The sequence below is a fragment of the Sphingobacterium sp. UT-1RO-CII-1 genome, assembly GCF_026711005.1.
Classification (GTDB): Bacteria; Bacteroidota; Bacteroidia; order Sphingobacteriales; family Sphingobacteriaceae; genus Sphingobacterium.
The window spans coordinates 405,716-432,096 of sequence record NZ_JAPPVJ010000001.1 but is presented as its reverse complement, the minus strand read 5'-3'; the positions used below and the strand labels follow the sequence as shown (position 1 = coordinate 432,096).

At 38.3% G+C, this 26,381-nt stretch carries 25 protein-coding genes; 14 read left to right on the top strand and 11 right to left on the bottom strand.

What is annotated here, in order from left to right; translation table 11 throughout:
* The first annotated feature begins 40 nt into the window (after positions 1 to 40).
* Genes ORI89_RS01770 through ORI89_RS01710 form a run of 13 tightly spaced genes read left to right on the top strand, consistent with a single transcriptional unit; the run spans position 41 to position 15,644 of the window.
* The gene (locus ORI89_RS01770; RefSeq protein WP_268228703.1) at positions 41 to 2,710 is read left to right on the top strand and encodes a c-type cytochrome; all 2,670 of its coding nucleotides are present in this window, start codon (positions 41 to 43) and stop codon (positions 2,708 to 2,710) included.
* An 11-nt stretch (positions 2,711 to 2,721) separates the two neighbouring features.
* Complete coding sequence (locus ORI89_RS01765) at positions 2,722 to 3,792, top strand: aldose 1-epimerase family protein (RefSeq protein WP_268228702.1); 1,071 nt, start codon at positions 2,722 to 2,724, stop codon at positions 3,790 to 3,792.
* 18 nt (positions 3,793 to 3,810) lie between these two features.
* On the top strand, positions 3,811 to 5,037 hold the full coding sequence (locus tag ORI89_RS01760) for a hypothetical protein (RefSeq protein ID WP_268228701.1): 1,227 nt from the start codon (positions 3,811 to 3,813) through the stop codon (positions 5,035 to 5,037).
* An 11-nt stretch (positions 5,038 to 5,048) separates the two neighbouring features.
* Positions 5,049 to 6,083: a sugar phosphate isomerase/epimerase family protein gene (locus ORI89_RS01755; protein ID WP_268228700.1), complete on the top strand. Its 1,035-nt coding sequence runs from the start codon at positions 5,049 to 5,051 to the stop codon at positions 6,081 to 6,083.
* A 25-nt stretch (positions 6,084 to 6,108) separates the two neighbouring features.
* On the top strand, positions 6,109 to 7,266 hold the full coding sequence (locus ORI89_RS01750; protein ID WP_268228699.1) for a Gfo/Idh/MocA family protein: 1,158 nt from the start codon (positions 6,109 to 6,111) through the stop codon (positions 7,264 to 7,266).
* A 19-nt stretch (positions 7,267 to 7,285) separates the two neighbouring features.
* A complete protein-coding gene (locus tag ORI89_RS01745; protein ID WP_268228698.1) occupies positions 7,286 to 8,062 on the top strand; it encodes a 3-keto-disaccharide hydrolase in 777 nt (258 codons plus the stop codon).
* A gap of 47 nt (positions 8,063 to 8,109) precedes the next feature.
* The gene (locus ORI89_RS01740; RefSeq protein WP_268228697.1) at positions 8,110 to 8,949 is read left to right on the top strand and encodes an EboA domain-containing protein; all 840 of its coding nucleotides are present in this window, start codon (positions 8,110 to 8,112) and stop codon (positions 8,947 to 8,949) included.
* Between the two features lie 3 nt (positions 8,950 to 8,952).
* A complete protein-coding gene (locus ORI89_RS01735) occupies positions 8,953 to 9,933 on the top strand; it encodes a TatD family hydrolase (RefSeq protein WP_268228696.1) in 981 nt (326 codons plus the stop codon).
* 30 nt (positions 9,934 to 9,963) lie between these two features.
* Positions 9,964 to 10,821 carry a UbiA-like protein EboC gene (gene eboC / locus ORI89_RS01730; RefSeq protein WP_268228695.1) on the top strand — a complete coding sequence of 286 codons (858 nt, stop codon included), beginning with the start codon at positions 9,964 to 9,966 and terminating at the stop codon, positions 10,819 to 10,821.
* Between the two features lie 15 nt (positions 10,822 to 10,836).
* The gene (locus tag ORI89_RS01725; RefSeq protein ID WP_268228694.1) at positions 10,837 to 12,015 is read left to right on the top strand and encodes a 3-dehydroquinate synthase; all 1,179 of its coding nucleotides are present in this window, start codon (positions 10,837 to 10,839) and stop codon (positions 12,013 to 12,015) included.
* Positions 12,005 to 13,219 carry a metabolite traffic protein EboE gene (gene eboE / locus ORI89_RS01720; protein WP_268228693.1) on the top strand — a complete coding sequence of 405 codons (1,215 nt, stop codon included), beginning with the start codon at positions 12,005 to 12,007 and terminating at the stop codon, positions 13,217 to 13,219. The genes ORI89_RS01725 and eboE overlap by 11 nt, the downstream gene beginning before the upstream one ends.
* Positions 13,220 to 13,221: 2 nt before the next feature.
* Positions 13,222 to 14,571, top strand: coding sequence for an alkaline phosphatase family protein (locus tag ORI89_RS01715; protein ID WP_268228692.1), 1,350 nt, complete (start codon positions 13,222 to 13,224; stop codon positions 14,569 to 14,571).
* A 38-nt stretch (positions 14,572 to 14,609) separates the two neighbouring features.
* Positions 14,610 to 15,644, top strand: a complete 1,035-nt coding sequence (locus ORI89_RS01710) for a GntR family transcriptional regulator (protein ID WP_268228691.1) — start codon at positions 14,610 to 14,612, stop codon at positions 15,642 to 15,644.
* 20 nt (positions 15,645 to 15,664) lie between these two features.
* Here the strand turns inward: ORI89_RS01710 and ORI89_RS01705 are convergent, their stop codons facing one another.
* The 3 genes from ORI89_RS01705 to ORI89_RS01695 are packed head-to-tail and all read right to left on the bottom strand — an operon-like array spanning position 15,665 to position 18,607.
* Entirely contained in the window at positions 15,665 to 16,240 is a 576-nt protein-coding gene (locus ORI89_RS01705; RefSeq protein WP_268228690.1) for a DUF4136 domain-containing protein, read from the bottom strand.
* A 57-nt stretch (positions 16,241 to 16,297) separates the two neighbouring features.
* Positions 16,298 to 17,929 (bottom strand): NAD+ synthase, encoded by a 1,632-nt coding sequence (locus ORI89_RS01700; RefSeq protein ID WP_268228689.1) that lies wholly within the window; start codon positions 17,927 to 17,929, stop codon positions 16,298 to 16,300.
* 18 nt (positions 17,930 to 17,947) lie between these two features.
* Entirely contained in the window at positions 17,948 to 18,607 is a 660-nt protein-coding gene (locus tag ORI89_RS01695) for a porin family protein (protein WP_268228688.1), read from the bottom strand.
* Positions 18,608 to 18,667: 60 nt separating this feature from the next.
* Between ORI89_RS01695 and gldB the strand changes: the two genes are divergently transcribed.
* Positions 18,668 to 19,696, top strand: coding sequence for a gliding motility lipoprotein GldB (gene gldB, locus ORI89_RS01690; RefSeq protein ID WP_268228687.1), 1,029 nt, complete (start codon positions 18,668 to 18,670; stop codon positions 19,694 to 19,696).
* A 71-nt stretch (positions 19,697 to 19,767) separates the two neighbouring features.
* On the opposite strand, the gene ORI89_RS19225 is transcribed toward gldB, so the two are convergent.
* The 8 genes from ORI89_RS19225 to panC form a co-directional block, all read right to left on the bottom strand.
* The gene (locus tag ORI89_RS19225; protein ID WP_442800865.1) at positions 19,768 to 19,935 is read right to left on the bottom strand and encodes an FKBP-type peptidyl-prolyl cis-trans isomerase; all 168 of its coding nucleotides are present in this window, start codon (positions 19,933 to 19,935) and stop codon (positions 19,768 to 19,770) included.
* Positions 19,936 to 20,201: 266 nt separating this feature from the next.
* Complete coding sequence (locus ORI89_RS01685) at positions 20,202 to 20,396, bottom strand: hypothetical protein (protein WP_268228686.1); 195 nt, start codon at positions 20,394 to 20,396, stop codon at positions 20,202 to 20,204.
* Positions 20,397 to 20,596: 200 nt separating this feature from the next.
* Positions 20,597 to 21,274 (bottom strand): FKBP-type peptidyl-prolyl cis-trans isomerase, encoded by a 678-nt coding sequence (locus ORI89_RS01680; protein ID WP_268228685.1) that lies wholly within the window; start codon positions 21,272 to 21,274, stop codon positions 20,597 to 20,599.
* A gap of 174 nt (positions 21,275 to 21,448) precedes the next feature.
* Positions 21,449 to 21,913, bottom strand: coding sequence for a thioredoxin family protein (locus ORI89_RS01675; RefSeq protein ID WP_268228684.1), 465 nt, complete (start codon positions 21,911 to 21,913; stop codon positions 21,449 to 21,451).
* Between the two features lie 65 nt (positions 21,914 to 21,978).
* Entirely contained in the window at positions 21,979 to 24,321 is a 2,343-nt protein-coding gene (locus ORI89_RS01670; protein ID WP_268228683.1) for a TonB-dependent receptor, read from the bottom strand.
* A gap of 278 nt (positions 24,322 to 24,599) precedes the next feature.
* Entirely contained in the window at positions 24,600 to 24,965 is a 366-nt protein-coding gene (locus ORI89_RS01665) for a hypothetical protein (RefSeq protein WP_268228682.1), read from the bottom strand.
* Positions 24,966 to 25,022: 57 nt separating this feature from the next.
* Positions 25,023 to 25,373, bottom strand: coding sequence for an aspartate 1-decarboxylase (gene panD, locus ORI89_RS01660; RefSeq protein WP_268228681.1), 351 nt, complete (start codon positions 25,371 to 25,373; stop codon positions 25,023 to 25,025).
* A 59-nt stretch (positions 25,374 to 25,432) separates the two neighbouring features.
* On the bottom strand, positions 25,433 to 26,278 hold the full coding sequence (panC, locus tag ORI89_RS01655) for a pantoate--beta-alanine ligase (RefSeq protein WP_268228680.1): 846 nt from the start codon (positions 26,276 to 26,278) through the stop codon (positions 25,433 to 25,435).
* Between the last annotated feature and the right edge of the window lie 103 nt (positions 26,279 to 26,381).

Genomic DNA, 26,381 nt, shown 5'->3' with positions numbered 1-26,381 from the left:
AAACAGTAGATTTATATATTATATATCAATATAAACCGTAATGATCAAAACAAACAACACAGTGGGTATGCTATGCTCTTTGTTTCTACTTCTGCTTGTGAGTAGTTGTAATCAGAGTAAAGAAACGGAACCCAAAGATTTAAATCCAAAAACGGCGAAAATAGTATTGCCGGATGGTTTTGTAGCCGAACATCTTTATAGTCCTTCCGATAATGAAGAAGGCTCTTGGGTTGCAATGACCTTTGATGATAAAGGACGTATGATTACTTCTGACCAGTATGGCGGATTGTTTCGTATAGAACTTCCTCCTATTGGCTCTGATACAACAGTTAAACTGAAGGTAGAAAAGCTTGAGCTTCCTAGTAAAGAAGAGGGCGGAGAAAAACCTAAAATAGGTTATGCGCATGGTTTGTTGTGGGCATATAATAGTTTATATATGATGGTAGCGGAAAGCCCCGGTAGCGAACTAGAAGCTGGGCTTTACCGTTTACAGGACCTGGATAATGATGATAAACTAGATAAAATGACTAAAATGCTGCCTTTGAAAGGCGGCGGTGAGCATGGTCCTCATAGTATAGTTTTAGGACCAGACTCTTCAGTTTACATTGTGGCAGGTAACCATACGGATCTGCCAAAAATGGATGCCTATCGTTTGCCTCCTACCTGGAAGCGTGATAATTTGTTCCCGCATATTTTAGATCCGCAAGGACATGCAACTGACCGTCTGGAACCGGGAGGATGGATAGCAAAGACAGATGCAGAAGGTAGCAAATGGGAGCTGGTCAGTGCGGGCTACCGTAACCCCTATGATATAGCATTTAACGATGATGGTGAGCTATTTACTTATGACGCAGATATGGAGTGGGATTTTGGATTGCCTTGGTACCGCCCTACTAGAATATGTCATGTGACCAGTGGAAGTGAGTTTGGCTGGAGAACGGGTAATGCTAAATGGAGCCCAAGTTATTTAGATAATTTACCGGCAACATTAAATATTGGACAAGGCTCTCCAACCAATTTACTTTACGCCGGTAGTGCAAATTTTCCCGATAACTTCCGAAATAGTTTATTAGCATTTGACTGGAGTTTTGGTATTATATACTCTATTAAGCTCACTCCTGAAGGAGCTACTTATTCTGCTAAAGCTGAGGAATTTCTTTCAGGAGCGCCTTTGCCACTGACAGACGGAGAGATTGGACATGACGGAGCTTTATATTTCTTAACTGGTGGACGCCGCTTAGAATCAGATTTGTACAGGGTATATCACAAAGACCATCAGAAGATAGCGAAAAAATCTAAAACCAATAAAAGTAAAGTATCCGATGATATTAAATTGCGAAGAGAGATTGAGCAGTATCATGTGGCATCAGCACCCGGTACAGCCGAGAAGATGTGGGATTATTTAGGTCATAAGGATCGCTTTATTAGATATGCCGCCCGTATTGCTATAGAGCATCAACCTGTGGATTCGTGGAAAGATTTAGTGTTTGCCGAAAAAGATGTTACAAAGTTGACAGGAGCTGCACTTGCTTTGGTAAGAGCAGGAGGAGAAAGCTTTAAAGAGCAGATATTAACTAAACTGACAAAAGATATTGTTGTCAATGATTTATCTAAAGAGGCATTACAAGATCTGTTGAGGGTTTATGAAGTAGCTATTTTTAGAATGGGTAAACCTGATGCGGAAACCAAAAACCTGATAAGTCAGCAATTGAGTGCAAAATATCCTTCAAATGATAATCTATTAGATCGAGAGTTGGTAAAAGTGCTCGTAAGTATTGATGATGATGCTATAGTATCAAAAGTTGTAGCGGCACTTCCTACTTTGAAGGACAATGAAAAAGATGTGGACAACTTTATGAATTCGGCCGATCTTATTTTACGTAACCCGCAGTATGGCTTAGATATAGCAGATATGCTAGCAAATATTCCGCCTGCCCAGCAGATTTATCTTGCCACTATGTTAAGTGCTGCCGAAACAGGTTGGACAAAACAAAATCAAGATGAATATTTTAAATGGTACCATACAGCATTTGGCTATAAAGGCGGAAATAGTTACATCGGTTTTATCGATAAAGCCCGAAAAATGGCTTTACAGCACGTTCCTAAGGATCAGTTTGCCTATTTTAATAAATTGTCAGGAGATTCGCTGATTGGCCAAAGTGGAAACCGATTAGCGGAAAAAGTTGAAGGACCTAAAGGGCCCGGTCAGAAATGGGAAATCGACTCTGCTTTAAAAGTTATTAATGAAAATAGTGGTGAGCGTGATTTTAAAAGAGGCCGGGAGTTGTTTATTGCTGTCAAGTGTGGTTCGTGCCATACGATGAAAGGAGAGGGCGGATCGGTAGGGCCTGATTTAACACAGCTAGGAACACGATTCTCAACAAAAGATATGTTGGAAGCAATAATAGAACCTAATAAAGTGATTTCCGACCAGTATGAATCGAAAGTGTTTCACCTAAAAGATGGTACCTCTGTGTTGGGCCGCTTAATGGGAGAAAATGATAAAAATTATATCATATCACAAAACCCATATGCTCCACAGGTGACGCGGGATGTAAAGAAAAATCAGGTAGTGGATATCAAAGTTTCCGAAGTTTCAATTATGCCTCCAGGTTCTTTGAACATGTTGAATGCGGATGAGCTTAAAAATATTATGGCTTATCTCATGTCGGGAGCAAATGAAAATCACGAATTATATCAAAAGAAATAAAGCTGATCGTTTTGCATATTTTAGATAATAGTTGGGTAAACAAAGTTTCTAATATAGCTCAAGTAGGTGGGATTGAAACCTCCGTTTTAGATAATGGTGCAGGGCGTGGGGTACGTATAGCTTGGATAAATACAGGATGTGGAGTGCGGTTTAAAGTAGTCCTAGATCGAGCTATGGATATTGCAGAAGCGAGTTTCAATCAATACAACTTAAGTTGGATCAGCCATTTGGGGGTTAATAGCCCCCAACCTTTTTCTGATCGGGATGCCGATTGGCTGCGGACTTTTGGAGGCGGCCTCTTAGTTACTTGCGGGCTTACACATGTGGGGGGACCGGAAGAAGATAGCTATGGGAAAAGAGGGTTACATGATCAAATCAGTAATACAGCTGCCGAAATTATTCAAATCAAACAGCCCAATCTGTTAGATGATGATCGAGAAATGTTCATCACGGGGATCATGAAACAGGGACATCCCTTAGGTGTACAGCTGCAGCTTAAACGTACAATTCGCTGTTATTTAGGAGAACCGAAGATACTTATTGAAGATGAGGTCTTGAACATAGGCAATGTGGAAGCCCCTCATATGCTTTTATATCATTTTAATTTGGGCTGGCCTTTGGTTGATGCCGGTGCGCAGTTGCTATGGAAAGGTGATTGGGAGGCTAGGGAAAAAGGAGACGCTAATAAAATATTTAAAACAGATTATCCTTTTAAGTTGTGCCAAGAGCCTATAGATGAGCATCGAGGAAACGGAGAGGAAGCCGCATTTATAAATATAGAAGCAGATACTCATGGAGATTGCGCCTGTGGTATTTATAATGAAAAAATCGGTCTTGCGTTGGCATTAAGCTTCAAAAAAGAACAGTTGCCGTGGTTAACCAATTGGCAGCACTGGGGAAGTGGAGAGTATGTGGTCGGACTTGAACCTGGGACGAACCCTCCGCTAGGACAGAAAGAAACAAGAGCGCAAGGAGAATTGATTTTATTGAAACCGCAGGAACGTAGGACGTACAACTTAACTTTAGATATCCTGAATGATAAGGAATCAATTGAAAAATTTATTGATAGAAGTGATTTGTGAAATAAAATTTAATATAAAATGAAAAATATTGAGAAAGCTTTTGAACAAGGAAAAGGTGTATTAAGACTGGCGCCGAATTGGGTGCCCAGATCATTCTGTGTCCCTGGGAGAAGAATAAAATTACATCCAGACGACTACTACATATTAGGAGGTGAGCGTGGGGGGATTGATGAACGTTGGTTATCATCAACAACACCTGCAGAGAACGGTCCGTTAACAGGAGAATTTGAAGGTTTAAGCTTTGTGGTTTATGAAGAAGGAGGGAAAGAGGAGCGAATTCTTTTTAAAGATTTTGTCAATAATTTAAAAGGCCGCCTGATTGGTGATCGCTTGTGGAACGAGTACAAAAGTTGGCCAATGTATTCGAAGTTTTTTGATAATATGGGGCCGTTGCCACACCATATTCATCATACGGATGATAAAGCAGCGCTTGTGGGGCAGAAAGGTAAACCCGAAGCATATTATTTCCCTCCTCAACTGAATAATCATGGTGGAGATTTCCCTTATACATTTATGGGAATAGCACCAGGGACTACAAAAGAGGAGATAAAAGAATGTTTGAAAAATTTTAGTAAAGGTGATAATAAAATAACTAATTATTCGCAAGCCTATCGATTAGAGCCAGGAACAGGCTGGGATGTTCCTCCAGGGATCTTACATGCCCCAGGAAGTCTATGTACTTATGAGCCACAGAAGGCATCCGATGTTTTTGCCATGTATCAATCTTTGGTAAATGAAGCCGTGATACCCGAAGAGTTGTTGTGGAAAGGGACACCGAAAGAGGATCATGGTAATTATGATGCACTGATGGACGTTATCGAGTGGGAGCTTAATGTTGATCCAGATCAGATGAAAAAAAGATTTATGCAACCAATTCCCGTTAAAGAAGTTGCAGAAATGGAAGCGCAGGGATACAACGAAAAGTGGATATGCTATAAATCGACAGCATTTAGTGCAAAAGAATTAACGGTGCTACCGGGGCAAAAGGTTGTGATAAAAGATGCGGCCAGTTATGGTTTAATCATGATGCAGGGGTATGGTAAATTAAATGATTGGACAATAGAAACGCCCTCATTAATTAGGTATGGACAACTAACACATGATGAATATTTTGTGTCAGAAGAAGCTGCTTTACGAGGCGTAGTAATCGAAAATCATTCTACAACAGATCCTATTGTAATGCTAAAACATTTTGGACCTGAAAATCCTGATTTAGATATTGAAAAACTAGTAGGAAGTAATTAAATAACAAGATTATGAGTAAAGTTAATTATCCAAAATTGCATAATGCAACTTGGCCCGGGATTGTAGGTAAAGGCGGAGAAGAACCCATCATTTCTTTAGATGAACTATTAGAAAAAACGGCAGCAGCAGAAGTGAATGGGGTTAAATTTGACGGTGTTGATCTAGGCTTATTTGAAGCGCATGTTAAGCTCGATGCTTCAGATGATAATGTAAGTGCTATTGTTGATAAAGTAGGAGGTTATGGCCTCGATATTGGTACGCTTGTCGCTCCTATTTGGGCACCGGACGGAGGCTCAGCAATGGGAACTGCCGATGAGCGAAATCGCTTTGTCGATATTGTGAAAAGAGCATGTGAGCTGGGATATAAATTAAGAAAACAAGGTATTCGGACAAGTAATGTGATCCGTATAGACTCTTCTACAGGTGTTGAAGAGTGGGCGAAAGATCCTGTAGCCAATACAAAATTAATTGCCGAAACATTTAGAAGAGCTTGTGATGTGGCGGCAGATTATGGAGAACGCCTAGCTACAGAAGGGGAAATATGTTGGGGAGGTATGCATAGTTGGAAAAATATGTTGGATACCCTAGAGCAGGTCGATCGGGAGAATATAGGTTTTCAGGCAGATATGTCCCATAGCTTTTTATATTTACTTGGTTATAACTGCCCTGAACATCGGATTTTGAAAGAAGACTTTCTGTGGGATGATAGAGAGGAGCTAGAGCGTGGATTACGGTTTCTGACCGAAAAATTGCGTCCATGGACCATAGATTTTCATGTGGCGCAGAATGACGGCACAGTATTCGGATCTGGCTCTCACGATAAAACAGGAAGACATTGCCTTCCTACTGATCCGAATGGTAAGTTAGACATAGTCAGGGATGCTGGCTTTTGGATGCGTAACGAAAAAGGAGAGCTAAATAAAGCTTTTAATCACATATGTTGGGATGGCTGTATGTTCCCTAATGAGGTCATGCACCGTCAGGAAACGTGGAACTCTATCTTAGAAACGATGATAGCGGTTCGGGAAGCACATGGATGGAAATAAGAAGTGTAGATAAAATAAATAATACATGAAAAAGAAAGAATTAAGAATAGGGTTAATAGGGTGTGGCTTTATGGGAAGAACACATTCTAATGGTTATAAAAGAGTAGCTAATTTTTTTCCTGATCTTGCTTATACGCCTGTTTTAAAAGCCGTTTGTTCGCGGAGTGAGGATAAAGTGAAGGCTTTCGCAGAACAGTGGGGGTATGAATCTTATGAAACAGATTGGAAAGCATTAATTAATCGAGAAGATATAGATGCGGTGGATATCTGTACGCCAAATAATATGCACCATGAGATTGCCGTAGCTGCCGCCGCCGCAGGAAAAATGGTGCTTTGTGAAAAACCATTGTCACGGACTTTGGAAGAAGGAAAATCAATGGTCGAAGCGGTGGAAAAGTACAATGTAAAAAACACAGTATGGTATAACTACCGTAGGTTGCCAGCAGTAACGCTAGCTAAAAAAATAGTGGATAGCGGAAAATTAGGCAAAGTGTTTCACTATCGTACAAATTTTTTACAGGATTGGACAATCAACGAAAATTTACCACAAGGAGGAAGGGCATTTTGGCGCATGGATGCAGAGGCGGCAGGCTCTGGTGTTACGGGAGATTTATTGGCGCACTGTATAGACCTAGCCATGTGGTTAAACGGAGGTATTGATGATGTCTCCGCTGTGACCGAAACTTTTGTAAAACAGCGTGTACACGAAGAGTCCGGAAAACTGGAAGATGTAAAGATTGATGATGCCTGTATTTTTCATTGTCATTTTGACAACGGTTCTTTAGGTTTATTTGAATCTACTCGATATGCGCGCGGGCATAAAGCAATGTTTACTTTTGAAATTAATGGCGAGAAAGCATCCTTACGCTGGGACTTACACGACATGAACCGTTTGGAGTACTTTGATAATTCGGATGATTCTCAAGTCAGAGGATGGCGTTCTATACATGTGACCGACGGAGATCAGCCCTATATGGATAAATGGTGGGTGCCGGGACTTTCCTTAGGGTATGAACACTCTTTTGTTCATCAGGTGGCAGATTTCTTAAGCAGTTTAGAAAACAATACAGATTGTTCACCTACCTTTAAAGAAGCTTACGAAACGCAGAAAGTTTGTGAAGCTGTCTTAACTTCTGCCGCAAATAAAAAGTGGGAAGATACAGGTGTAGAGTGGAATAAATAAACAAGGTAAATTCTAAAGCATGAGGTTGAATATAAAATATAGTAGCTTGTGTTTGCTACTTGCAGTTGGTTTTGCTAGTTGCTCTAACTCCAGTGTAAAGTCGGAAACTAACTCTGATAATGGGGATGGGTTTGTGGAAATGTTAGATAAAAATAGTCTACAGGGTTGGAAAGGTGATGAGAAAATATGGGATGTTAAAGACGGTATATTAACAGGGCAGATTAGAGAAGAGGATGAACCTCTAACAAGTAACAGCTTTGTTATATGGGAAGGAGGAGAACCGGCTGACTTTGAATTAAAAGGTTCATTTCGTATATCTGCAAACGGTAATAGCGGTATAAACTACAGAAGCGAGCGTTATGATGCGGTCCCTTTTGCTCTGAAGGGCTATCAAGCGGATATTGACGGACAAAATAATTACACCGGACAAAATTATGAGGAGCGTAAACGAACTACGTTAGCTTACAGAGGGCAGAGTGTAGAAATTCCTGAGTTGGAAGAAGGTGAAAAGGCTGCATCAGAGAATAATGCATGGTCAAATGTAAAGATTGTTGATTCATTGGGTGACCAAGCCGACCTTAAAAATACGATAAAAAGTGAAGATTGGAATACTATACGTATTGTAGCTCAGGGGAATAGGTTGCAGCATTACATTAATGACGTGCTGATGAGTGAAGTGTTGGATAATGATACAGAAAATAGAAAGCTGAGTGGTTTGATCGGGATACAAGTGCACGTAGGGCCTCCGATGAAAGTTGAATATAAAAACCTAATGATCAAAAAATACGATAAATAATTTGAAATAAATCTTAAAAATGGTATAATTGGGTTCAAAAGAATAAGATGCCTAATTGCAAATTACTAGACCCTATTTCTCACTTATTGTCCAATGATGATCAGAACTACTTAAATGATTGTGAGCGGGAAATAAAAAATTCGTATAAAAAAAGTTTTATACGAATTTTTTCAACGTTAAATCGTAAAATGTCTTCTGCTATTCAGACGGCTGTAATTTCCAAACCTCAAACGGAAAGTACAAAAACTGAAAGTTTAATTATTGAAAATTGGAGTGCTGTACAGTTAATTCGTGTATGGTTAATTAGTTTAATTGAAGATGAAGAAAAGGAATATGTCAAATTCATTGATAATCTGTTTTCCTATTCAGATATGCATGAATTGGCTGCGTTATATTCCTCGTTACCTATTTTAAAATACCCTGAAAATTGGATCGGGCGCTGCCAGGAAGGTATACGTAGTAATATCGGCTTGGTACAGGAGGCTGTTATTGAAAATAATAAATATCCTTATTTGTACTTAGATGAAAGTTCTTGGAATCAATTGGTTTTAAAAGCTTTTTTCACAGGTAAAAATATTTTAAATATATATGGCCTTTTCGAGCGTAACAATCAAACGTTGGCAGAGTCGGTTGTAGATTATATTTATGAACGTTATTCAGCAAAAAGAGAAATACATCCCATACTTTGGCTTTTAGCAGCAAAGTTTTTACCTGATCGGGCTGTTGGTATTTTATCTGAATCGTATGAAAAATGTTCAGATGATAGCGAGTCTTTTATCTTAAGACATGTTTTGTCACAATATATAACACTTCCACCTACAGATGCAGGGAGAGATGTGTCGGGAAATAGTATAGAAGAAGTTTTGAAATCATATAAAAAAAGATAAAGTATGTGTACGGGAATAAATAGAGATGTAGCCAGTATGGGCGAACCTTTACCATTAGATTTAAGTATTATTGAGGGGATGAAATTTGTTGATCCTCATATACATATGGTATCTAGGACAACCGATGATTATCAGGCTTTGTATGATGCAGGTGTTACTTTACTGATTGAGCCAGCCTTCTGGTTGGGGCAGCCGCGTACTGGTTTAGACTCCTTCAAAGATTATTACAGTAGCCTGATTGGTTGGGAGAGATTTAGGGCTTCACAGTTCGGTATTCGTCATTTTTGTACTATAGGACTAAATTCTAGAGAAGCAAATAACGAGCCTCTGGCAGAGCAAGTAATGGAGCTTTTACCACACTTCTTGTATAAAGAGGGGGTATTGGGTATAGGTGAAATAGGGTTTGATGATCAAACTCCGGCCGAAGAAAAGTACTACAGAGCACAACTAGAGCTTGCGAAAGAAGCAAACTTACCCGTCCAGGTACATACACCGCATAGAGATAAAACACGTGGAACAACTAGAAGTATGGATATTGCTTTAGAGCATGGTTTAGACCCCCAGATGGTTATCATAGATCATAATTCTGAAGAAACTGTAAAAGAGGTTCTGGATAGAGGCTTTTGGGCTGCGTTTACGATATATCCATTCACTAAGATGGGAAATGAGCGTATGGTTGATATCGTGCAAGCTTATGGCGCAGAAAATATTATGGTGAATTCAGCCGCTGATTGGGGCATCAGTGACCCATTGGCTGTGCCGAAGACAGCGGCCCTAATGCTACAAAAAGGTATTGATCGGAAAAGTGTGGAGATGGTTACTTATACGAATGCTTTAGAGGCTTTTAAAGTTGCCGAACATATAGATCTTGATCTTTTAAACCAAGCATTTACTTCAGATCCGGAAGGTAAGTTTGAAGGGAATACTATACTAAGAGGGGGGCAGCAACCTCGTTTAAATAAAGGGTCGATTATTATTTCTTAAAATCTAGGAGGGGAGTTTATGAGGGCGTGGATGCAATTAATTAGACCTTCTAATGTGCTAACAGCAATTTCGGATGTGTTAGCAGGTGTAGCCTTGAGCTGCATGTTGTTAGGTAGTAAACTGCCTGGCGGAGAACAATTACTTTTGGTTTCCCTATCGAGTATGCTACTCTATATGGGGGGAATTGTTTTTAATGATGTCTTTGATGCAAAGCTCGACCAAGTTGAAAGACCCGAGCGACCTATCCCTTCTGGACGCATAAAGAAGTCTGCAGCAGCCCTTTTAGGGGCTTTTGCATTTGTACTGGGCTGTTATTTAGCAACTCTTCTCAATCAAGAAGCTTTTTATATTTCTATAGCTATTGTTATTATGTGTTTGCTTTATAATGCTTTAGCTAAAAAGCATTTTATTGCGGGGCCTATTGTGATGGGGATGTGCCGAGGGCTGAATCTATTGTTGGGAATGGCCGTCCTATCGGGAGGATTATTGCACTGGGCTTTAGCATTAGTGCCTATAGTTTATATTGCTTCAGTAACAAATATCAGTAGAGGAGAAGTGTATGGAGATAATAAAAAAGCTATGCTTGTATCTGTTTTTTTATATGGTTTGGTAGTCAGTGTACTGATCTATTTCGTCATTAAATCAACTCATGTGGTAGCTTTACCATTTATAGTTTCTTTTATTCTGATGATTGGAATGCCTCTAAAAGCGGCTTTAGCGTCATTAGCTCCGACAGATATTCGTAAAGCTGTTAAATCGGGCGTATTGGCACTTATACTTTTAAATGCTAGTTGGATAGCAATCAGTGGATTTTGGTTACTGGCAATTTTTGTCTGTCTTCTATTGCCATTGTGCATACTTCTCGCCAAAAAATATTCGGTAACATAAATAAGGAATGTGGATATGAATCGTGTTTTGAAACAAGGATTTTCTATTGATTATACGTACAACATAAATTTTACAGAACATCTTTTTACTAAAGAAAATACGCTTTTACTTGATTTTTTAGAAGCGCATAAGAATTCTTTTTTTCAGCAAAAAATACTCTTTGTCGTAGATGATGGTGTGTGGAGAAGTGACCCAAGCTTGGCCGACCGTATAAAAACATACTTTTCGGACGTGAAGTTTTTACATGTTGTTGCGGAGCCTTTGATATTAAAAGGCGGAGAAAGCTGTAAGAACGACCCCGAAGCTTTGTCTGCTATTATTGATGCAATTGACCGATTTGGTGTGGATCGTCACTCCTATTTAATTGGTATCGGGGGAGGAGCTATTTTAGATCTTGTGGGTTACGCAGCAGCCATTTCGCATCGAGGTGTTCGGCATATCCGTATTCCTACAACGGTATTGGCACAAAACGATTCAGGAGTCGGCGTGAAGAATAGCGTTAATTATAAAGGGAAAAAGAATTTCTTAGGAACTTTTACGCCACCCATGGCTGTTTTCAATGATTATCATTTTTTACAGAGTTTAGACCGCCGTTCCTGGCTTTCAGGAATATCAGAAGCTATTAAAGTAGCACTCATTAAAGATATTACCTTTTATGACTGGATTGACGAGCAAGCCGATAAGTTGAGCAACCCTGCAGAGCCGGCGATGAAAGAATTGATATTTCGTTGTGCAGACCTGCATTTAGAGCATATCAGGAATGGTGACCCTTTTGAACTAGGCTCTTCAAGACCCCTTGATTTTGGTCATTGGAGTGCTCATAAACTTGAGCAAATGACTGACTTCGCCTTATTGCATGGTGAAGCCGTTGCGATTGGTATAGCGCTAGATGTGGTGTATTCCTATTTGATCGGTAATATCAGTAAAGAAGAAGCTAATAGAATTGTCGACCTCATACACAGGTTAGGACTTCCTATCTTTCACGAGCTACTGGCAACAGAGCAAGGAAAAGAAAACCTTCGTAAAGGATTGAATGAATTTCAAGAGCATCTAGGCGGTCGATTAACCATTGTCCTTTTAGAAAAAGTAGGTAAGGGCAAAGATTATCATCAAATTGACTTTGACATAGTTCTAAAAGCTATTGATTATTTAGCTGTTTTTCAAACGGATAATAACTTAATACATGAAGATTAATAACAACCATATATCTTATTGCACGAATATACATTCGGGACAATCATGGGAAGACCACTTTGAGCAATTAAAGAAATATGTACCGGCAATTAAAAATAATGTCTCCCCAACCGAGCCTTTCGGGTTAGGTTTAAGACTATCTGCCGATGCATCTAAAAAATTGGCAGATCCCGAAAATTTGCACGTGTTTAAAACATGGCTTAAAGAAAATAATGTATATGTATTTACGATGAACGGTTTCCCGTACGGAGATTTTCATGAAAATACGGTTAAAGATAAAGTGCATTATCCGGATTGGACGACGACTGATCGTAGAGATTACACCAAAAGATTATTTTCCATTTTAACCGAACTTACTCCTGAAAAAGGAGAAGCAGGTATATCAACCGTACCTTTAAGCTACAGATTTTGGCTAGAGGAAGGTACAGAAGAATGGAAAGCCATGCGAAAAAAAGCTACTCAGCATATTCTCGAAATTGCTTACTTTCTACATGTCAAAGAACAGGAAACAGGCAAATTATTGCATTTAGATATAGAGCCTGAACCTGACGGTGTGATAGAAACAGGAGAAGAATTTATAAACTGGTACCAACAGGAATTAATCCCTCAAGCAATACGTTTTCTAACCAAAGAATATGGTTTAAGCGAATCAGTAGCCACTAGTGTTGTACACCGGCATATTCGTATTTGTTATGATGTATGCCATGTTGCTCTAGGCTACGAAAATCATGAACAATTAATAGCAAAATTGGAAGAAGCGGAGATACTTATCGGTAAGTTTCAAATAAGTTCTGCGCTAAAAATAGATCTTACGTCATCTCTGGACGATCGTTTACGTAAGAAAGAAGTGCTGCAAGAGTTTGACGAACCTATTTATCTCCATCAGGTAATCGGCAAGAAAAAGGATGGGCAACTAATCCGCTATAAAGATTTGCCCGAGGCGCTACCTCATATCGTAGATATGGAGCAGGAAGAATGGAGAAGTCATTTTCATGTCCCTATATTTTTATCTTCTTATGGCGACTTATCCTCTACCCAGCAAGATATTTTGGATGTGCTTCGTTTGCATCAAAAAGAAAGTCGGACAAACCATATAGAAGTAGAAACCTATACTTGGGGCGTTCTTCCCAAGTCTCTTCAGATGCCTATTGAGGACTCCTTGTCCAGAGAATTAATTTGGTTATTAAATCAGTTAAAGAATTAAGAATGAAAAGAATTGTAGTTATTGATGTTGTGGGCTTGTCAGCTTCTGTAATTGGTCAGTACACCCCCTTTTTGGAAAAGTTTATTCAAAAAAACAAATTGAATAAAATTAAACCGGTTCTTCCTGCACTTACTACAAGTGCTCAAACGACTTACCTAACAGGTGCTTATCCAGCCAAGCATGGGATAGTGGGTAATGGTTGGTATGACCATACTGACTCGGAAATAAAATTCTGGAAGCAATCCAATAAACTGGTTCAAGCGGAAAATATCTGGACTACAGCAAAAAAAATAAATAATCAATTCACCTGCGCACAGATGTTCTGGTGGTACAATATGTACAACGATGTAGATTTTTCTGCTACACCTAGACCAAACTATTTGGCTGACGGTAGAAAAATACCGGATTTTTACTCTTACCCCAATTCGTTGCGGGATGAACTCATTGAGAAACTCGGCGCATTTCCTTTGTTTAATTTTTGGGGACCTAATGCTGGGATCGTTTCTTCCGAATGGATTGCTAATGCAGCGATGTATGTAGAGGAAAAACATAGCCCGACCTTGAATTTGATTTATCTGCCTCAGCTAGATTATTGCTTACAAAAATTCGGACCTGATCAAGAAAAGATAAAAAAAGAACTTTCTGAAATCGATAATTTATTAGAAAAACTAGTCGGTTATTTTGAAAGTAGGTCGGTAGAAGTAGTTCTTCTATCCGAGTATGGAATAGCTCCTGTTAACAAACCGGTACATCTGAATCGAGTTTTACGTAAAGAAGGACTTTTGGCAATTCGTGTAGAACGTGGATTAGAATTGTTGGATGCAGGTGCATCAGATGCATTCTCTGTTTCTGACCACCAGGTTGCACATATTTACTGCAAAACCGAGGAAATTAAGCAACGTGTCAAAAAGATCATTGAGAAAATACCAGGTGTAAATAAAGTATTGGATAGGGAAGAACAAAAGGCTTATCAGGTGGATCATGAGCGTACGGGGGATTTGTTGGTACTAGCCGATCGTGATGCTTGGTTTACTTATTACTTCTGGTTAGATGACAATAAAGCACCCGATTATGCCCGTATGGTAGACATTCATAAGAAGCCAGGTTATGACCCCGTAGAAATGTTTATGACCTCAAAATCAAGGGCTATTTATAAATTATTACTAAAGAAAATTGGGTTTAGAGCCGTATTAGATATTACTCCATTGGATGCCAATCTGGTAAAAGGATCCCATGGTATAGTGGATGTTGATGAGGCCTATTATCCAATATTGATCGGTAAAGATGACTTTGAAGGTTTTGTAGATCCAACATCCGTTAAGCAATATTTACTGGATAAGATATTTGAATAAACTTGTAAAAAATAGCTAACCATTATAAACTTTAAATCATGAAATCGCCACGTGATATATTAGACCTTATACATATCGATGATTATTCTTCTACGCCTAAATATAAACAATTAGCCAATTCTATAATTTCTGCAATTGAGGAAGGTAAACTTGTCAAAGGCGATCCGCTTCCGTCTATTAATGAAGTGAGCTATGTGTTAGAAGTCTCTAGAGACACTTCTGAAAAAGGCTATCGGTTTTTAAAGGATAAAGGTGTACTGGACTCTGTACCCGGCAAAGGTTACTTTGTATCTAATATAGATTTAAAAGGTAATTTTCATGTAGTCCTCTTTTTCAATAAATTAAGTGCGCATAAAAAGATAATATTTGACTCTTTTATAAAAGAAATTGGCGAGGAGGCTACTGTTGATCTATATGTTTACAATAATGACCTGACTCTTTTTAAGAGAATGTTGGGAAATCTGAAGAAAGAGTATTCTAATTATGTGATTATTCCCCATTTTATTGAAGGTAGGGACGAGGCTTTTGAGGTGATTAATCAGATACCTAAAGAAAAATTACTCTTGATGGATAAATTAGTCGTTGGGGTGGAAGGCGATTATGCCGCCGTTTATGAAAACTTTGAGCGAGATATTTTTAATGCTCTCGATCAGGCAAGGGCACGATTGAGCAAATACCACACTCTTAAATTGATTTTCCCTGATAAGAGTTATTTCCCTAGAGATATTATAAAAGGTTTTTACAAATTCTGTCAGCAATATGCTTTTGACCACCTTTTAGTGAGTGATGTTTTAAGCGAACCTATGAAGAAAGGGGAGGTCTATATTAATTTAATGGAAGATGATTTAGTTAAAATACTGAACCGAGTATTGGAGAGTAAGATGGTGATCGGTAAGGATATCGGTATTATCTCGTATAATGAGACACCTTTGAAAAAGTTTATTCTAAATGGGATTACAACCATTTCTACAGATTTTGCTGCTATGGGAACATCTGCAGCAAGAATGATTATTGACGGCTCTAAGCGTCATGAAGAAGTGCCATTCTATTTAACATTAAGGGACTCTATATAGAGTCCCTTAATGTTAAAAAATTATTTTTTGCGCTTCATTGGATATTGTTTAAATATTCCGCTGACAACTTCTGGTAATTTGTTAATTGCTGCCTCGGGTGTTCTTAGCTCAGATGAGCCTCGTGCCTGCCAGATAACCGAGTTAGATTGTCTGTCTACTGCCTCAATAATAAGGTGTGCATAGCGGTATTTTTCGCTGCCTATTGGGTAGTGATAACCGCCGTAACCATACCAACCATATGGGCTATACCATCCCCAAGGGCCCCAACCTCCCCATCCGTAATAAGAAGAGCCGTATACAGCACGACTTTTATTATTCACGATGCTGATATATCGGAACAAAAGATCGGGGTTTTCTTTACTGTACTGAAGACCCATGGCTTCTAACTCTTGGTTAGCAGCTTCTAAAATGTTAGTGTTGGCAATATCGTTGTTGAAATAGTCTTTCGATAGCGAGTCAACAGGCGGTAACCACCCGTATGTTTTGTAATGACTAAAATCCAGACTTTGTACCCGTGTGGTATTGTACTGTACCGATGAACAAGCTCCTAAGGTGAGAAGCAGGCCTAGTGCAAATATGTTTAATAACTTTTTCATAGAAATTAGATCTTTCGTGCTATAATTTTAGACAAGCCTGAAGAGCAAAGGTTTAAATTAAAAAATATATTTTGCTACTAATGGCATTTGTCGCCCCGGGCCAAAAGCTTTGGTACTAATTCTTAGTGTTGGTGGTGCTTGAAATCGTTTAAACTCAGCATTGTTTAGCAGTCCGGCTATCCTGTTAACAATCGTTGCGTCATATCCAAAATTGATTAATTCAGCATTTGATTTTTCGAGTTCAATTAATTGATATAATATACCATCTAGCAGCTCATAATCAGGTAGTGAGTCTGCATCTTTCTGATCCGGTCTTAGTTCTGCGGAAGGAGCTTTAATAATCGTGTTAATAGGAATAATTTCCTTTTCTTTATTGATAAAACGAGACAGTTCATAAGCTTGCGTTTTATATAGATCCCCGATCACACTAAGCGACCCTGCCATATCACCATACAAAGTACCGTAACCTACAGCAGCCTCACTTTTATTGGAAGTGTTTAAGAGGATATAGCCTAATTTATTAGACAAAGCCATCAGTATAGTTCCGCGGGTTCGCGCTTGTATATTTTCTTCCGTAGTATCTGCTTGATGACCTTCGAAGATAGGAGCCAGACTAGCGTTGAAAGAACTGAATACCGAATTTATAGGAACAATATGATGTGCACATCCCGTGTTTTGCACTAAGTCAAGAGCATCTTTTATAGAATGGTCTGTTGAATACTCGGAAGGCATTAACACCGCAAGTACATTTTCGGCACCTAAAGCTCTGCATGCTAATGCAGCAACTAATGCGGAATCTAACCCTCCCGATAGACCAATAATTGCACGTTTAAAGCCTGATTTTGAAAAGAAGTCCTGAATACCAAAAATTAAAGCATCATGTATACGTTCAATTTCTGCTTTTTCAGTAATGCTGATTACTTCATTATCCTGCTCAAAAACATCTATATACTGTAAGTCTTCTTCAAAAGCTTTAAGTTCTAATAATAGCTCTCCCTCTTTATTAAGAGCGAGAGATCTGCCATCAAAAATTAAATCTGCATGTGCTCCCACCTGATTGACGTATATTAATGGACAGCTAATAGTTGAAGCATTATCTTTAAGTACATTAAGACGCTTCATGTGCTGTATATTAGAGAAAGGCGAAGCAGCTATATTGATAATCAAGTCCGGCTCACTATCTATTAGTTGCGATCGGAATGCTTGATTGTAGGAGTTGTTTTCCTCTTCTCCCCAAAGGTCTTCACATATGGTCAGAGCTACATTTTTGTCTTTAATTTTTACAGTAATAAATTCAGCGCTTGCTTCAAACTGGCGAGCTTCATCAAAAACATCATAATCAGGCAGCAACGTTTTGTGCCTGATTTGTGTGATTTGACCATCTTCAATCAGTAAAGCGCTATTGAAAAGATTTTTACCCTTTCCTGTGTTGTTTTTTACCGGCGCACCGATCACACAAGCTATCTCCGCACATGCTTTTGCAATTTCAGCCAGTGAATTTTGGCACGCTTCTATGAAACTTGTATTCCTCAACAGGTCCTTTGCTGCATAGCCGCCTATGGCCATTTCTGCAAAAACTATCAAGTCGGCTTGAGCTTTCTTCGCATTTTCTATAGCACTGATTATTTTTCGGGTATTCTCTGGGAAATTACCTATATGATAATTAAGCTGTGCTAGGGCAACTTTCATAACGTTCTTGTTTAATTGTTAAAATAAAAGACCAACCTGCAAAGATAGATAAGAAAGTTTGGGGCTCCCTTGCTTCATCGTTCTGGTAAACCCATTGTTATAAGCTATACCTGTAATTGCAGACAAACTGTTGGTCAGTCTCCATTCTCCTCCTGCACCTATTAATAAACCTAATCGGAAAATGTCGTCACCTGACAAACCGCTGTATTTTCCGGATTTGTCAACTTTTTCTTTACCCGACACTTTGATTCCTGTCGTTAAACCAAACTGTCCATAAAACCTGCCTAAATTACCCTCGTTTGTCTTTAATTTAATGCTTAACGGTATTTCGGCATATTGTATACGATACGTTCTGGAAAGAGCTAGAGCAGGATCATTTGATTCTATGGCCGATAGATTGGTGTTTCTTTCAGACATAAGGGTATTGATCGTTAATCCGGTGGAGAAATAATAATTGCGGTCGAAACCGAAATCCGCCACCAAACCATAAGCATAACCAACCTTAGACTTTCCCTCAAAATGCTCTGCGTCTCCGTAGGAGAGAAAACTCATGTTGGGATTAAAAACTAGTCCGAAAGACATATTTTTATCGTAATAGCCGTACTGGGCGTAAGTCGATTTGATAGAAAGAAGAGCTAGGAGTATGATAGATACGATGATGGTTGTCTTTTTTGTCATTATCTGTGTTTTAATTTATGTAAAATTAATAATTACTTTTGTTGGAGCAAAGAAACGGATATGATGCGAAGATATACACTTGTTTTTACTTTTTTTTCCTTATTGTTATCAGCCTGTAATTCTGAACGGAACCTGCCAGATATCTCGACGATAGATGTTGATGTGAAAATTGAACGATTTGATCAGGATATATCTGCTTTAAAGCCTACGGACGTAGTTGACAAAAACAACAAGTGGCAAAAACAATACGCTGATTTTTACGCTGATTATTTATACTATATGTTAGAAATCGGCGATCCTGCTGACAGTGTACGTAGCACTAATTTGTTGGCTGAAGTTATCGGTAATAAAGACTTTAAAGCCCTTTCTGCAGCAGTAGCTCAAAAATACCCTTCTTTAAAAACACAAGAAGAGGAATTAACAACAGCATTTAAATACCTTAAATATTATTTCCCCGCTTATCAATTGCCACGTTTTGTATCATTCTTTTCCGGCTTTGCAGTCCAGGTGCCTATCGGAGAGAATTATATCGGAATCGGTTTGGACATGTTTTTAGGAGCAGATTCTGAATTTTATCCAGCTCTTGTAAAATCTATCCCTATGTATATTTCCAGGAGGTTTACACCCGAGAATATTACACCTAGGGTTGTTGAGACTGTACTGAGACAAGAGCTTATTGATAAGAAAGATACAGATATTAATACCTTACAACATATGGTATATGAAGGGAAGGTGCTGTTAGCGCTTGATTCTATTTTGCCAGCTATAAGTGATAGTCTGAAAATGGGATACACTAGCGAGCAATTGGTCTGGGCAGAAAAATATCAACCCGAGATATGGTCTTGGTTTTTGGAGGAGAACTTGCTTTATAATACTGATCACCAGCGTATACAAAAGTATTTTACAGAAGCGCCCTTTACTGCGGAGTTAGGAGAAAATAACGAATCGGCTCCTAAGCTTGGTGTTTATTTGGGGTGGCAGTTGGTGAAGAAATATATGGAACAGAACCCCCATATTACTTTGAAGCAACTGTTAGAAAATCAGGATGCACAACAGATTTTAAAAGACTCGAAATTTAAGGGGCGGTAGGTATAAGGAGAAATTTTAAAAGAGGCGGTATCATTTGTTTTGTTACCGCCTCTTTTATAATCAATATGTTGTTATTTTGCAGAATTATCTGGTTTATAATTCTCCATTTTTAAAACTTTAATATCAAATTCGAGAGGGGAATTGGCAGGTATTTTTCCATTCGAACTTCTACCATATGCATATATGGACGGAGTTATAATTCTGAAATGTGATCCAACTTGAGCGCCTTGTTCGAAGATAACACCTGGTTTTAACTCCTTGCCTTCAACTGTGGTTTTTGTTGGTAAAAAGGAAATTATCCATGCTGTGATTAACCCGCCAGACTCTCCAGTACTTAAGTTTGAAACAAAACGGAAAGGGGGGGCTTTTTCAGGGTCCTGTGTTTTGTCGAAAACTGTGCCGTCTAATAGTTTTCCTGTGTAGTCTGCAGTGACTTCAAGGTCTAAAATTTGATAGCCATTCGAGTTGGTAGGTTTGTATTCAAAACTACCTTCTTGTCCTTCGTTTAAAACTTCATACCAGATGCCTGAATCTTCAAATTGCTTCGCATTGGGGTAGTTTTTTTTACGTGGGCTTCAATAGCAGTTTTTTCTATTTCTAATTGTTCATAAGGATCAAAATTGTCTTTGTCTGACGAACATGCGCTAAATGCTATTGCAGCAGCGATAATGCCTAGAAGTGGGTTAAATAAATTTTTCATGTTTATAATTTACGATTGCTTTAATCAAATAAATAAGTACGAATATATAACAAAATGAACTGCGATTTGGTTAAAAACTGATTTTCCTTATATATTTTTTCAAATATTGTGCTGTTAGCTGAACTTTCATTAAAAATGAAATGGCGGTACAAAAATAATGCTGTACCGCCATTTATATGTTTTTATTAAATAGGTCTCTGTTACTTAATACTGATTACCTCAAACTCATAAGCTAAAGGTGAGTTAGCAGGGATATCGCCTACTTTTCTACCACCGAAAGCAAAAGGTGAAGGTGCAATAACACGAATTTTACTACCTTCGATTAAGCCTTTTTCAGTTAAACCTTGTGGAAAGTAGTCACGACCGTTCGATTGGATTTTGTAAGGGTAGAATGAATAAAACCAAACATTATTCCATACATCACGGTTAGGGTTGTTGAAGAAGTACTCTGTTCCTTTGTCGTCACTTCCCTGTACTTTTTTCCCGTCTAGTAAGTATGCTGTATATTTAACCTCAACTTTCGGTCTGTGGTAATCGTTACCCATATCATTTAATCTATACTTGTACGAGTCCTCTGTGTGGGTAGGAGCGTTTAACACTTCATAGTATATGCCTCTTTTTGGCGTATTATCTATATAGTTAAAATGAACTTTAACACTGTCTTCTGTAGGGTTTTTGAAGAATTGTTCTCCATCAATTTGAAGGTTAGTAAGAGCAGCTCTTATCTTAGTGTCTTCAGCTCTAAGAGTCGAATCGATTGCTTTTTCGTACTTTATGTTTTCTTCAATGTACTTACCATTGTCGTCTTTATCGTTACATGCAACAACAGTTGTTCCTAATATTAGGCCTGCAAATAATAGTTTAACTAGATTTTTCATAAAATTTTTAAGTCTGTATGAAGAGATATAACGCTGAAAAGTATTGCGGCGCTACAGTTCTAGGTTAAAAAAATAAAATTTCTGAATTGGAAGTTTTTTGTAATAAACAATCGCCACAGCTTTTGTTTGTAAAAAGGGGCTGTGGCGATTCTAAGGGGTATTATTGCCGAAAGACTAAAGAGCTTTAAGTAGCTTTTTTTTATCCATGTACTGGAAAAAACGTTTTTGTACTATGAAATTATCATCTAACAAGAGGGTCGTCGGAAATACAAATTGACCATTTTTATTAGCGAGTAGTTCGGTGATCATGTGGTATTGACCAGTTTTTTTTCGTGAAATTTTATTTGTGAGCATCTGCCCATCAAAGTATACAGTATCTACCGATTCGGCATCAAAGGAAACGGCATAATACTTTTCGTTTATAGTCTTTACAATCTCTGGATCTGTAAAACCTTCGTTCATCATTTTTCGGCAATATCCACACCAGTCTGTATGAAAAAAAAGCAATACATTTTTGGGCTTTACTTTTAAAGAATCTGATAATTGTTCAAAAGTTAGCCAGTTAACACTTTCTGTCTTTTGTGCATTACTATGGATACTTATAAAAAGAGATATGCCTAGGATAATGTATTTATACATCTTACTATGTTTTTTTGAATATAACATTATTCTCCTTTTCATTCGTGAAAAGGAGAATAATGTGTTTAGTGGAAATGACCTATTCTTACGCCGAAAGTAAATGTTCTTGGTTTTGTTGGTCCATAAACATAATCATTATCACGTAAGGCTCCGGAATCAAAATCCTTCTGGAAAGCATTAAACATATTCTGAATCCCACCGAAAAGTTCCATGTTTAAGTCTTTTTTTACAGCAAATGTGTAACCAAGCCTTAGGTTCAACTCCATAAAATCACGGGTATCTTTAATTTTCATTATTCCGCTAGGTTGATAATGCGGAACAAGCATTTTACCCGTGTATACTCCTGTAAGGTCTACTGCAAATTGTTTTGTAGGCTTAGCATTAATATTTAGATATCCGTATACATCGGGTGTTCTAACATACTTTTTCGTCAGCACATTATCTTCAGGATCTTCACCTTCAAAAATCAATTGCTCTTCACTATACTTAGAGCGCTGTATGGTACCTCCAGCTTGAATACTTAGTGCGCTTGAGGGGGCAACGCTTAGCTCAAAGTTACTACCATATACGCTAGAACGACTCCCGTTTCTCATTTCCTCTAATATGATATTCTCCTCTTCACTTGTACGTACCGTTGTAAAAGGGTTCTGCAAATCTGTATAAAAACCTTCTACTAACAAACTCGTCTGCGTTGATCCAAAATTTCTGGTATAGTTAAATGAGCCTGTATAAGCATTCGAATATTCTGTTTTTAGATTTTCGCCCATTAAAACAAACACTTGTTGACCACCCGCTGATGTCACGTGCATATCCTCATTAAATGCTTGCGGCGCACGGAATCCACGTGCATATCCTCCTCTAAACTGGAGCTCTGATGTGATATCATAAAGGATAGTAAAACGGGGGCTAAGTGTACCGAAATTTTGATCGGATACCCGGTGGTTGTCCAGTAAGCTATACTTTCCATCGATAAAACTGTGATCGTACCGAGCGCCAATTAAGGCTTTTAACTGGTCAATTACCTTCCATTCATACTGGGCATAAGCACCGATACTGTGATTTTTCTGATCGATAGAACGGCGATAAGAAGGAATTTGGTCTTTTGTACGGTTTCCACTGTACTCAAGCCCGGCTGTAAAGACATCTTTTTCAAAATTGTAAGTATATTGTCCGCCTGCTACCATCGCAAAATCATCTGTATCACCATATGAATTAGCTGCAATAACACTATCTTGTGGTGTAGTTTGACCAGCTAAACCACCATAGTAACTATCGCGAGTGCTCTTCTGTGCTGAGGCATAAATAGAAAACTTTTGTTTCCAATCTCTAGAGTACTGATCGTAGGTAATACCTCCAATAAATGAGTTTGTCTGTACTTGTTCGGTAATATCTGTAAAGTGAGGAGCAAGGTTTATTCTATCACCCCCTCTTCTAAATTCATTCAGTACACTAAAGTCTACTGTGAGCTTGTTGTATTCAGACGTCTTAAGAAATGCTTTGGCTCCGAATGTTGTGTTTTTTAATTTCGTTATTTCCGAAAAGCCATCATTATTTGCATCCCAAGGTTGGCGCTCCCTATGCATACCGTAAAAGGTAACGCCGTTCATCAGGTCGTTTTCTACAAAAGAGGTGTTGAAATCCACGGTATTGTCCCATGCTTTACCATCGATAAGAGAATTGGTAGATTTTATTTGCCAATCATTTTCTACAGGATCCTTTGTTATGATATTGATAGTACCTGCAATTGCATTTGCTCCAAATAGGGCAGAACCTCCGCTTCTAACAACTTCAATACGATCTATCATGCTAGTAGGGATTTGATCAAGACCGTATACACTGTTAAGTGCGCTGAATACAGAGCGGCTATTAATCAAGATTTGTGAGTATGCTCCTTCAAGTCCATTTAATCTAACCTGAGAGAAGCCACAGTTCTGGCAATTGTTTTCTACCCTTACTCCAGGCTGATAGCTGAGGGTTTCGAACATAGCAACAGATTGTGTGGCATTGAATAGCTTGGGGCTTAGGACGTTTACAACGACTGGTGCTTCACGTCTATCTAGGCCGTAGCGAGTGGCACTCACCACTACTTCATTAAGGTTCAGATTATCTTCATTTAGTTTAATGTGTATGGACTCTTCTTTATTATTGATCTGAAAGGGCTGTTTTTGTGTTTGGTAACCAACAGCACGTACGATTAAATTACCTTTGTTCGGCAACTTAGAGAGTGTGAAAAGACCATCGTTATCCGTAGAGGTGCCAATAGTAGTGCCTTCTAATAAGATGGTTGCGTGTATAATAGGTTGATCTTTTGAGTCTGTAATTTTCCCTTTTAAAGCGGTCTGTGCCTGTAGGGATACAGGAAAGATTATTGACAGTAATAAATATAATATGTATTGGTATTTTACCATGATAAATTAAAAGTCTTAAAATATAATATGTGTGCTCGCCTTTAAAATAGAGCACCTGCTGTGTAGTATTGTGTGTTTTCTTTCTAATAATAGAATATAGATTATAAATGCATATCTATTAATTGTTATTCTTTGATTGCTAGATGTCAATAGTTAGAATTAAAAAACTATTGACCTTTCAAATTAGGCTTCTGTAAAGTAATAGAAGCCAATTAGCCCTGCATATTAGATAGTAAATATGCAGTCAAACTGAATGACCTTAGAAATAAACTTGATTTTTAGCTTATCGATGGTGGTGGACCACGAAGAGGTTTAAATTTAGTCGTTTTAGACTTAAAGCCCTCTGTCAGTCTTGGGTATATACTGCAAAGAAGGGTGGGGCTAAGTTGTAAATCGTATACGAATAAGTCGGGGCCGGTGTAGCTGCCTACAAATATTACACTTAGAAACTCAATCTCAGCATCTGACTCGTGATGCGGCTTTCCTTTTTTAGTAAAGTCATAAGGGTGGATGTGTGTGACAACCTCACCTGTTGATGTTACTTCTTTATGAATAAACACCACTCCGCTGGCGATAATAAAAATCATCAGCATGCTTAATAAATAAGCAACAGTGGAACGATATGTGGTGGATATTTTAAGCATTATAAAATAGCGTGAGCTTTTTAGCTTACGCTATAAAAGTATATTAAATAATGATAATTAACCAATAAGACGATTGTTTTCATCAGGAAAAAGAAGGGTTGGCTTATGAGCTTTTGCTTCCTCAGGTGTCATGCCTGCATAGGATATAATAATTACAATATCTCCTACCTGCACTAAGCGGGCTGCCGCACCATTTAGACAGATCGTTCCTTTGCCTCGTTCTCCTGGAATAACATAGGTTTCAAGGCGCGCACCATTATTATTATTGACGATCTGTACGCGTTCGTTAGCAACAATATTTGCTGCATCCATCAAATCCTCATCAATTGTGATGCTCCCTACATAGTTTAATTCAGCCTGAGTAACACGTACACGGTGAATTTTTGACTTCATTACTTCAATAATCATGATACAAAACTATTGTATTTTAAGTGAAAATCAGAAAGTACCTTGATAAAAAGATTAAATTATCGCAAAATCATATTATCAATTAAGCGGACGCCCTCTACCCAGGCCACCAGCAAAACAACAGCATGATCTTCTCCCTTTAGTGATTCTATCTCCTCTAACGTGGAAGATCTACATATTGCTAAATACTCTATTTCAGTTATTCCTTCGTTTTGCAAGATAGTGAGCGCTTCTTTTTTTATTTGCGCTACTGAGTGCTGTTGAATGTTGTTTTTTATATGGTTTAAAGCTTTATATAAAGCTAAAGCTTGTGACTTTCCACTCTCTGTTAATCTTTGATTTCGTGAGCTTAAAGCTAAACCATGCACATCTCTTACCGTAGGGCATATTTTTATAGTTACAGGCAAGCTTTTTAGTTCCACCATACGTTGGATCACCATGACCTGTTGAAAGTCTTTCTGACCGAATAAAGCTACATCGGGTTCAACTAATTTAAATAGTTTGAAAACGATTTGGGTAACACCCTGAAAGTGTCCAGGACGTTTTTCTCCTTCCCATATTTTATCTAGATCCCCTAGATCAATATGCCACTCAGGATCATCCGAAGGATACATCTCTGATACGGTAGGAGTAAAAACAATATCACAATTAGCTGCCTTTAATAAATGTAAATCTTCATCAAGTGGCTGTGGATATTTTGCTAAATCTTCTGGGTCATTGAACTGTGTAGGGTTCACAAATATAGAACATACTACAATATCAGCCGACATTTTAGCTTCCTTTATCAGGGAAAGATGTCCTTCATGAAGGGCTCCCATAGTTGGTACCAGTGCGACCGTATTGCCGGTGTTCCGCAAACCTAATAAATAGGCATCTAGCTCCCGTTTTGTTTTAAATATTTTCACTTTTTAAAGTCAATTTTAACAGGCAAAAGTGCGCAAATTATTTGTAAATATAAAGGTGTGAAAACTAAAGGATTGTAAAATTCATAAAATAACCGTATCTTTG

What these genes read in the sequence shown, in the direction of transcription:
- ORI89_RS01770 (WP_268228703.1), top strand. Translation starts at nt 41, where the DNA reads ATGATCAAAACAAACAACACAGTGGGTATGCTATGCTCTTTGTTTCTA.
- ORI89_RS01760 (WP_268228701.1), top strand. Translation starts at nt 3,811, where the DNA reads ATGAAAAATATTGAGAAAGCTTTTGAACAAGGAAAAGGTGTATTAAGA.
- ORI89_RS01755 (WP_268228700.1), top strand. Translation starts at nt 5,049, where the DNA reads ATGAGTAAAGTTAATTATCCAAAATTGCATAATGCAACTTGGCCCGGG.
- ORI89_RS01750 (WP_268228699.1), top strand. Translation starts at nt 6,109, where the DNA reads ATGAAAAAGAAAGAATTAAGAATAGGGTTAATAGGGTGTGGCTTTATG.
- ORI89_RS01745 (WP_268228698.1), top strand. Translation starts at nt 7,286, where the DNA reads ATGAGGTTGAATATAAAATATAGTAGCTTGTGTTTGCTACTTGCAGTT.
- ORI89_RS01740 (WP_268228697.1), top strand. Translation starts at nt 8,110, where the DNA reads ATGCCTAATTGCAAATTACTAGACCCTATTTCTCACTTATTGTCCAAT.
- ORI89_RS01735 (WP_268228696.1), top strand. Translation starts at nt 8,953, where the DNA reads ATGTGTACGGGAATAAATAGAGATGTAGCCAGTATGGGCGAACCTTTA.
- eboC (WP_268228695.1), top strand. Translation starts at nt 9,964, where the DNA reads ATGCAATTAATTAGACCTTCTAATGTGCTAACAGCAATTTCGGATGTG.
- ORI89_RS01725 (WP_268228694.1), top strand. Translation starts at nt 10,837, where the DNA reads ATGAATCGTGTTTTGAAACAAGGATTTTCTATTGATTATACGTACAAC.
- eboE (WP_268228693.1), top strand. Translation starts at nt 12,005, where the DNA reads ATGAAGATTAATAACAACCATATATCTTATTGCACGAATATACATTCG.
- ORI89_RS01715 (WP_268228692.1), top strand. Translation starts at nt 13,222, where the DNA reads ATGAAAAGAATTGTAGTTATTGATGTTGTGGGCTTGTCAGCTTCTGTA.
- ORI89_RS01710 (WP_268228691.1), top strand. Translation starts at nt 14,610, where the DNA reads ATGAAATCGCCACGTGATATATTAGACCTTATACATATCGATGATTAT.
- ORI89_RS01705 (WP_268228690.1), bottom strand. Translation starts at nt 16,240, where the DNA reads ATGAAAAAGTTATTAAACATATTTGCACTAGGCCTGCTTCTCACCTTA.
- ORI89_RS01700 (WP_268228689.1), bottom strand. Translation starts at nt 17,929, where the DNA reads ATGAAAGTTGCCCTAGCACAGCTTAATTATCATATAGGTAATTTCCCA.
- ORI89_RS01695 (WP_268228688.1), bottom strand. Translation starts at nt 18,607, where the DNA reads ATGACAAAAAAGACAACCATCATCGTATCTATCATACTCCTAGCTCTT.
- gldB (WP_268228687.1), top strand. Translation starts at nt 18,668, where the DNA reads ATGATGCGAAGATATACACTTGTTTTTACTTTTTTTTCCTTATTGTTA.
- ORI89_RS01685 (WP_268228686.1), bottom strand. Translation starts at nt 20,396, where the DNA reads ATGAAAAATTTATTTAACCCACTTCTAGGCATTATCGCTGCTGCAATA.
- ORI89_RS01680 (WP_268228685.1), bottom strand. Translation starts at nt 21,274, where the DNA reads ATGAAAAATCTAGTTAAACTATTATTTGCAGGCCTAATATTAGGAACA.
- ORI89_RS01675 (WP_268228684.1), bottom strand. Translation starts at nt 21,913, where the DNA reads ATGTATAAATACATTATCCTAGGCATATCTCTTTTTATAAGTATCCAT.
- ORI89_RS01670 (WP_268228683.1), bottom strand. Translation starts at nt 24,321, where the DNA reads ATGGTAAAATACCAATACATATTATATTTATTACTGTCAATAATCTTT.
- ORI89_RS01665 (WP_268228682.1), bottom strand. Translation starts at nt 24,965, where the DNA reads ATGCTTAAAATATCCACCACATATCGTTCCACTGTTGCTTATTTATTA.
- panD (WP_268228681.1), bottom strand. Translation starts at nt 25,373, where the DNA reads ATGATTATTGAAGTAATGAAGTCAAAAATTCACCGTGTACGTGTTACT.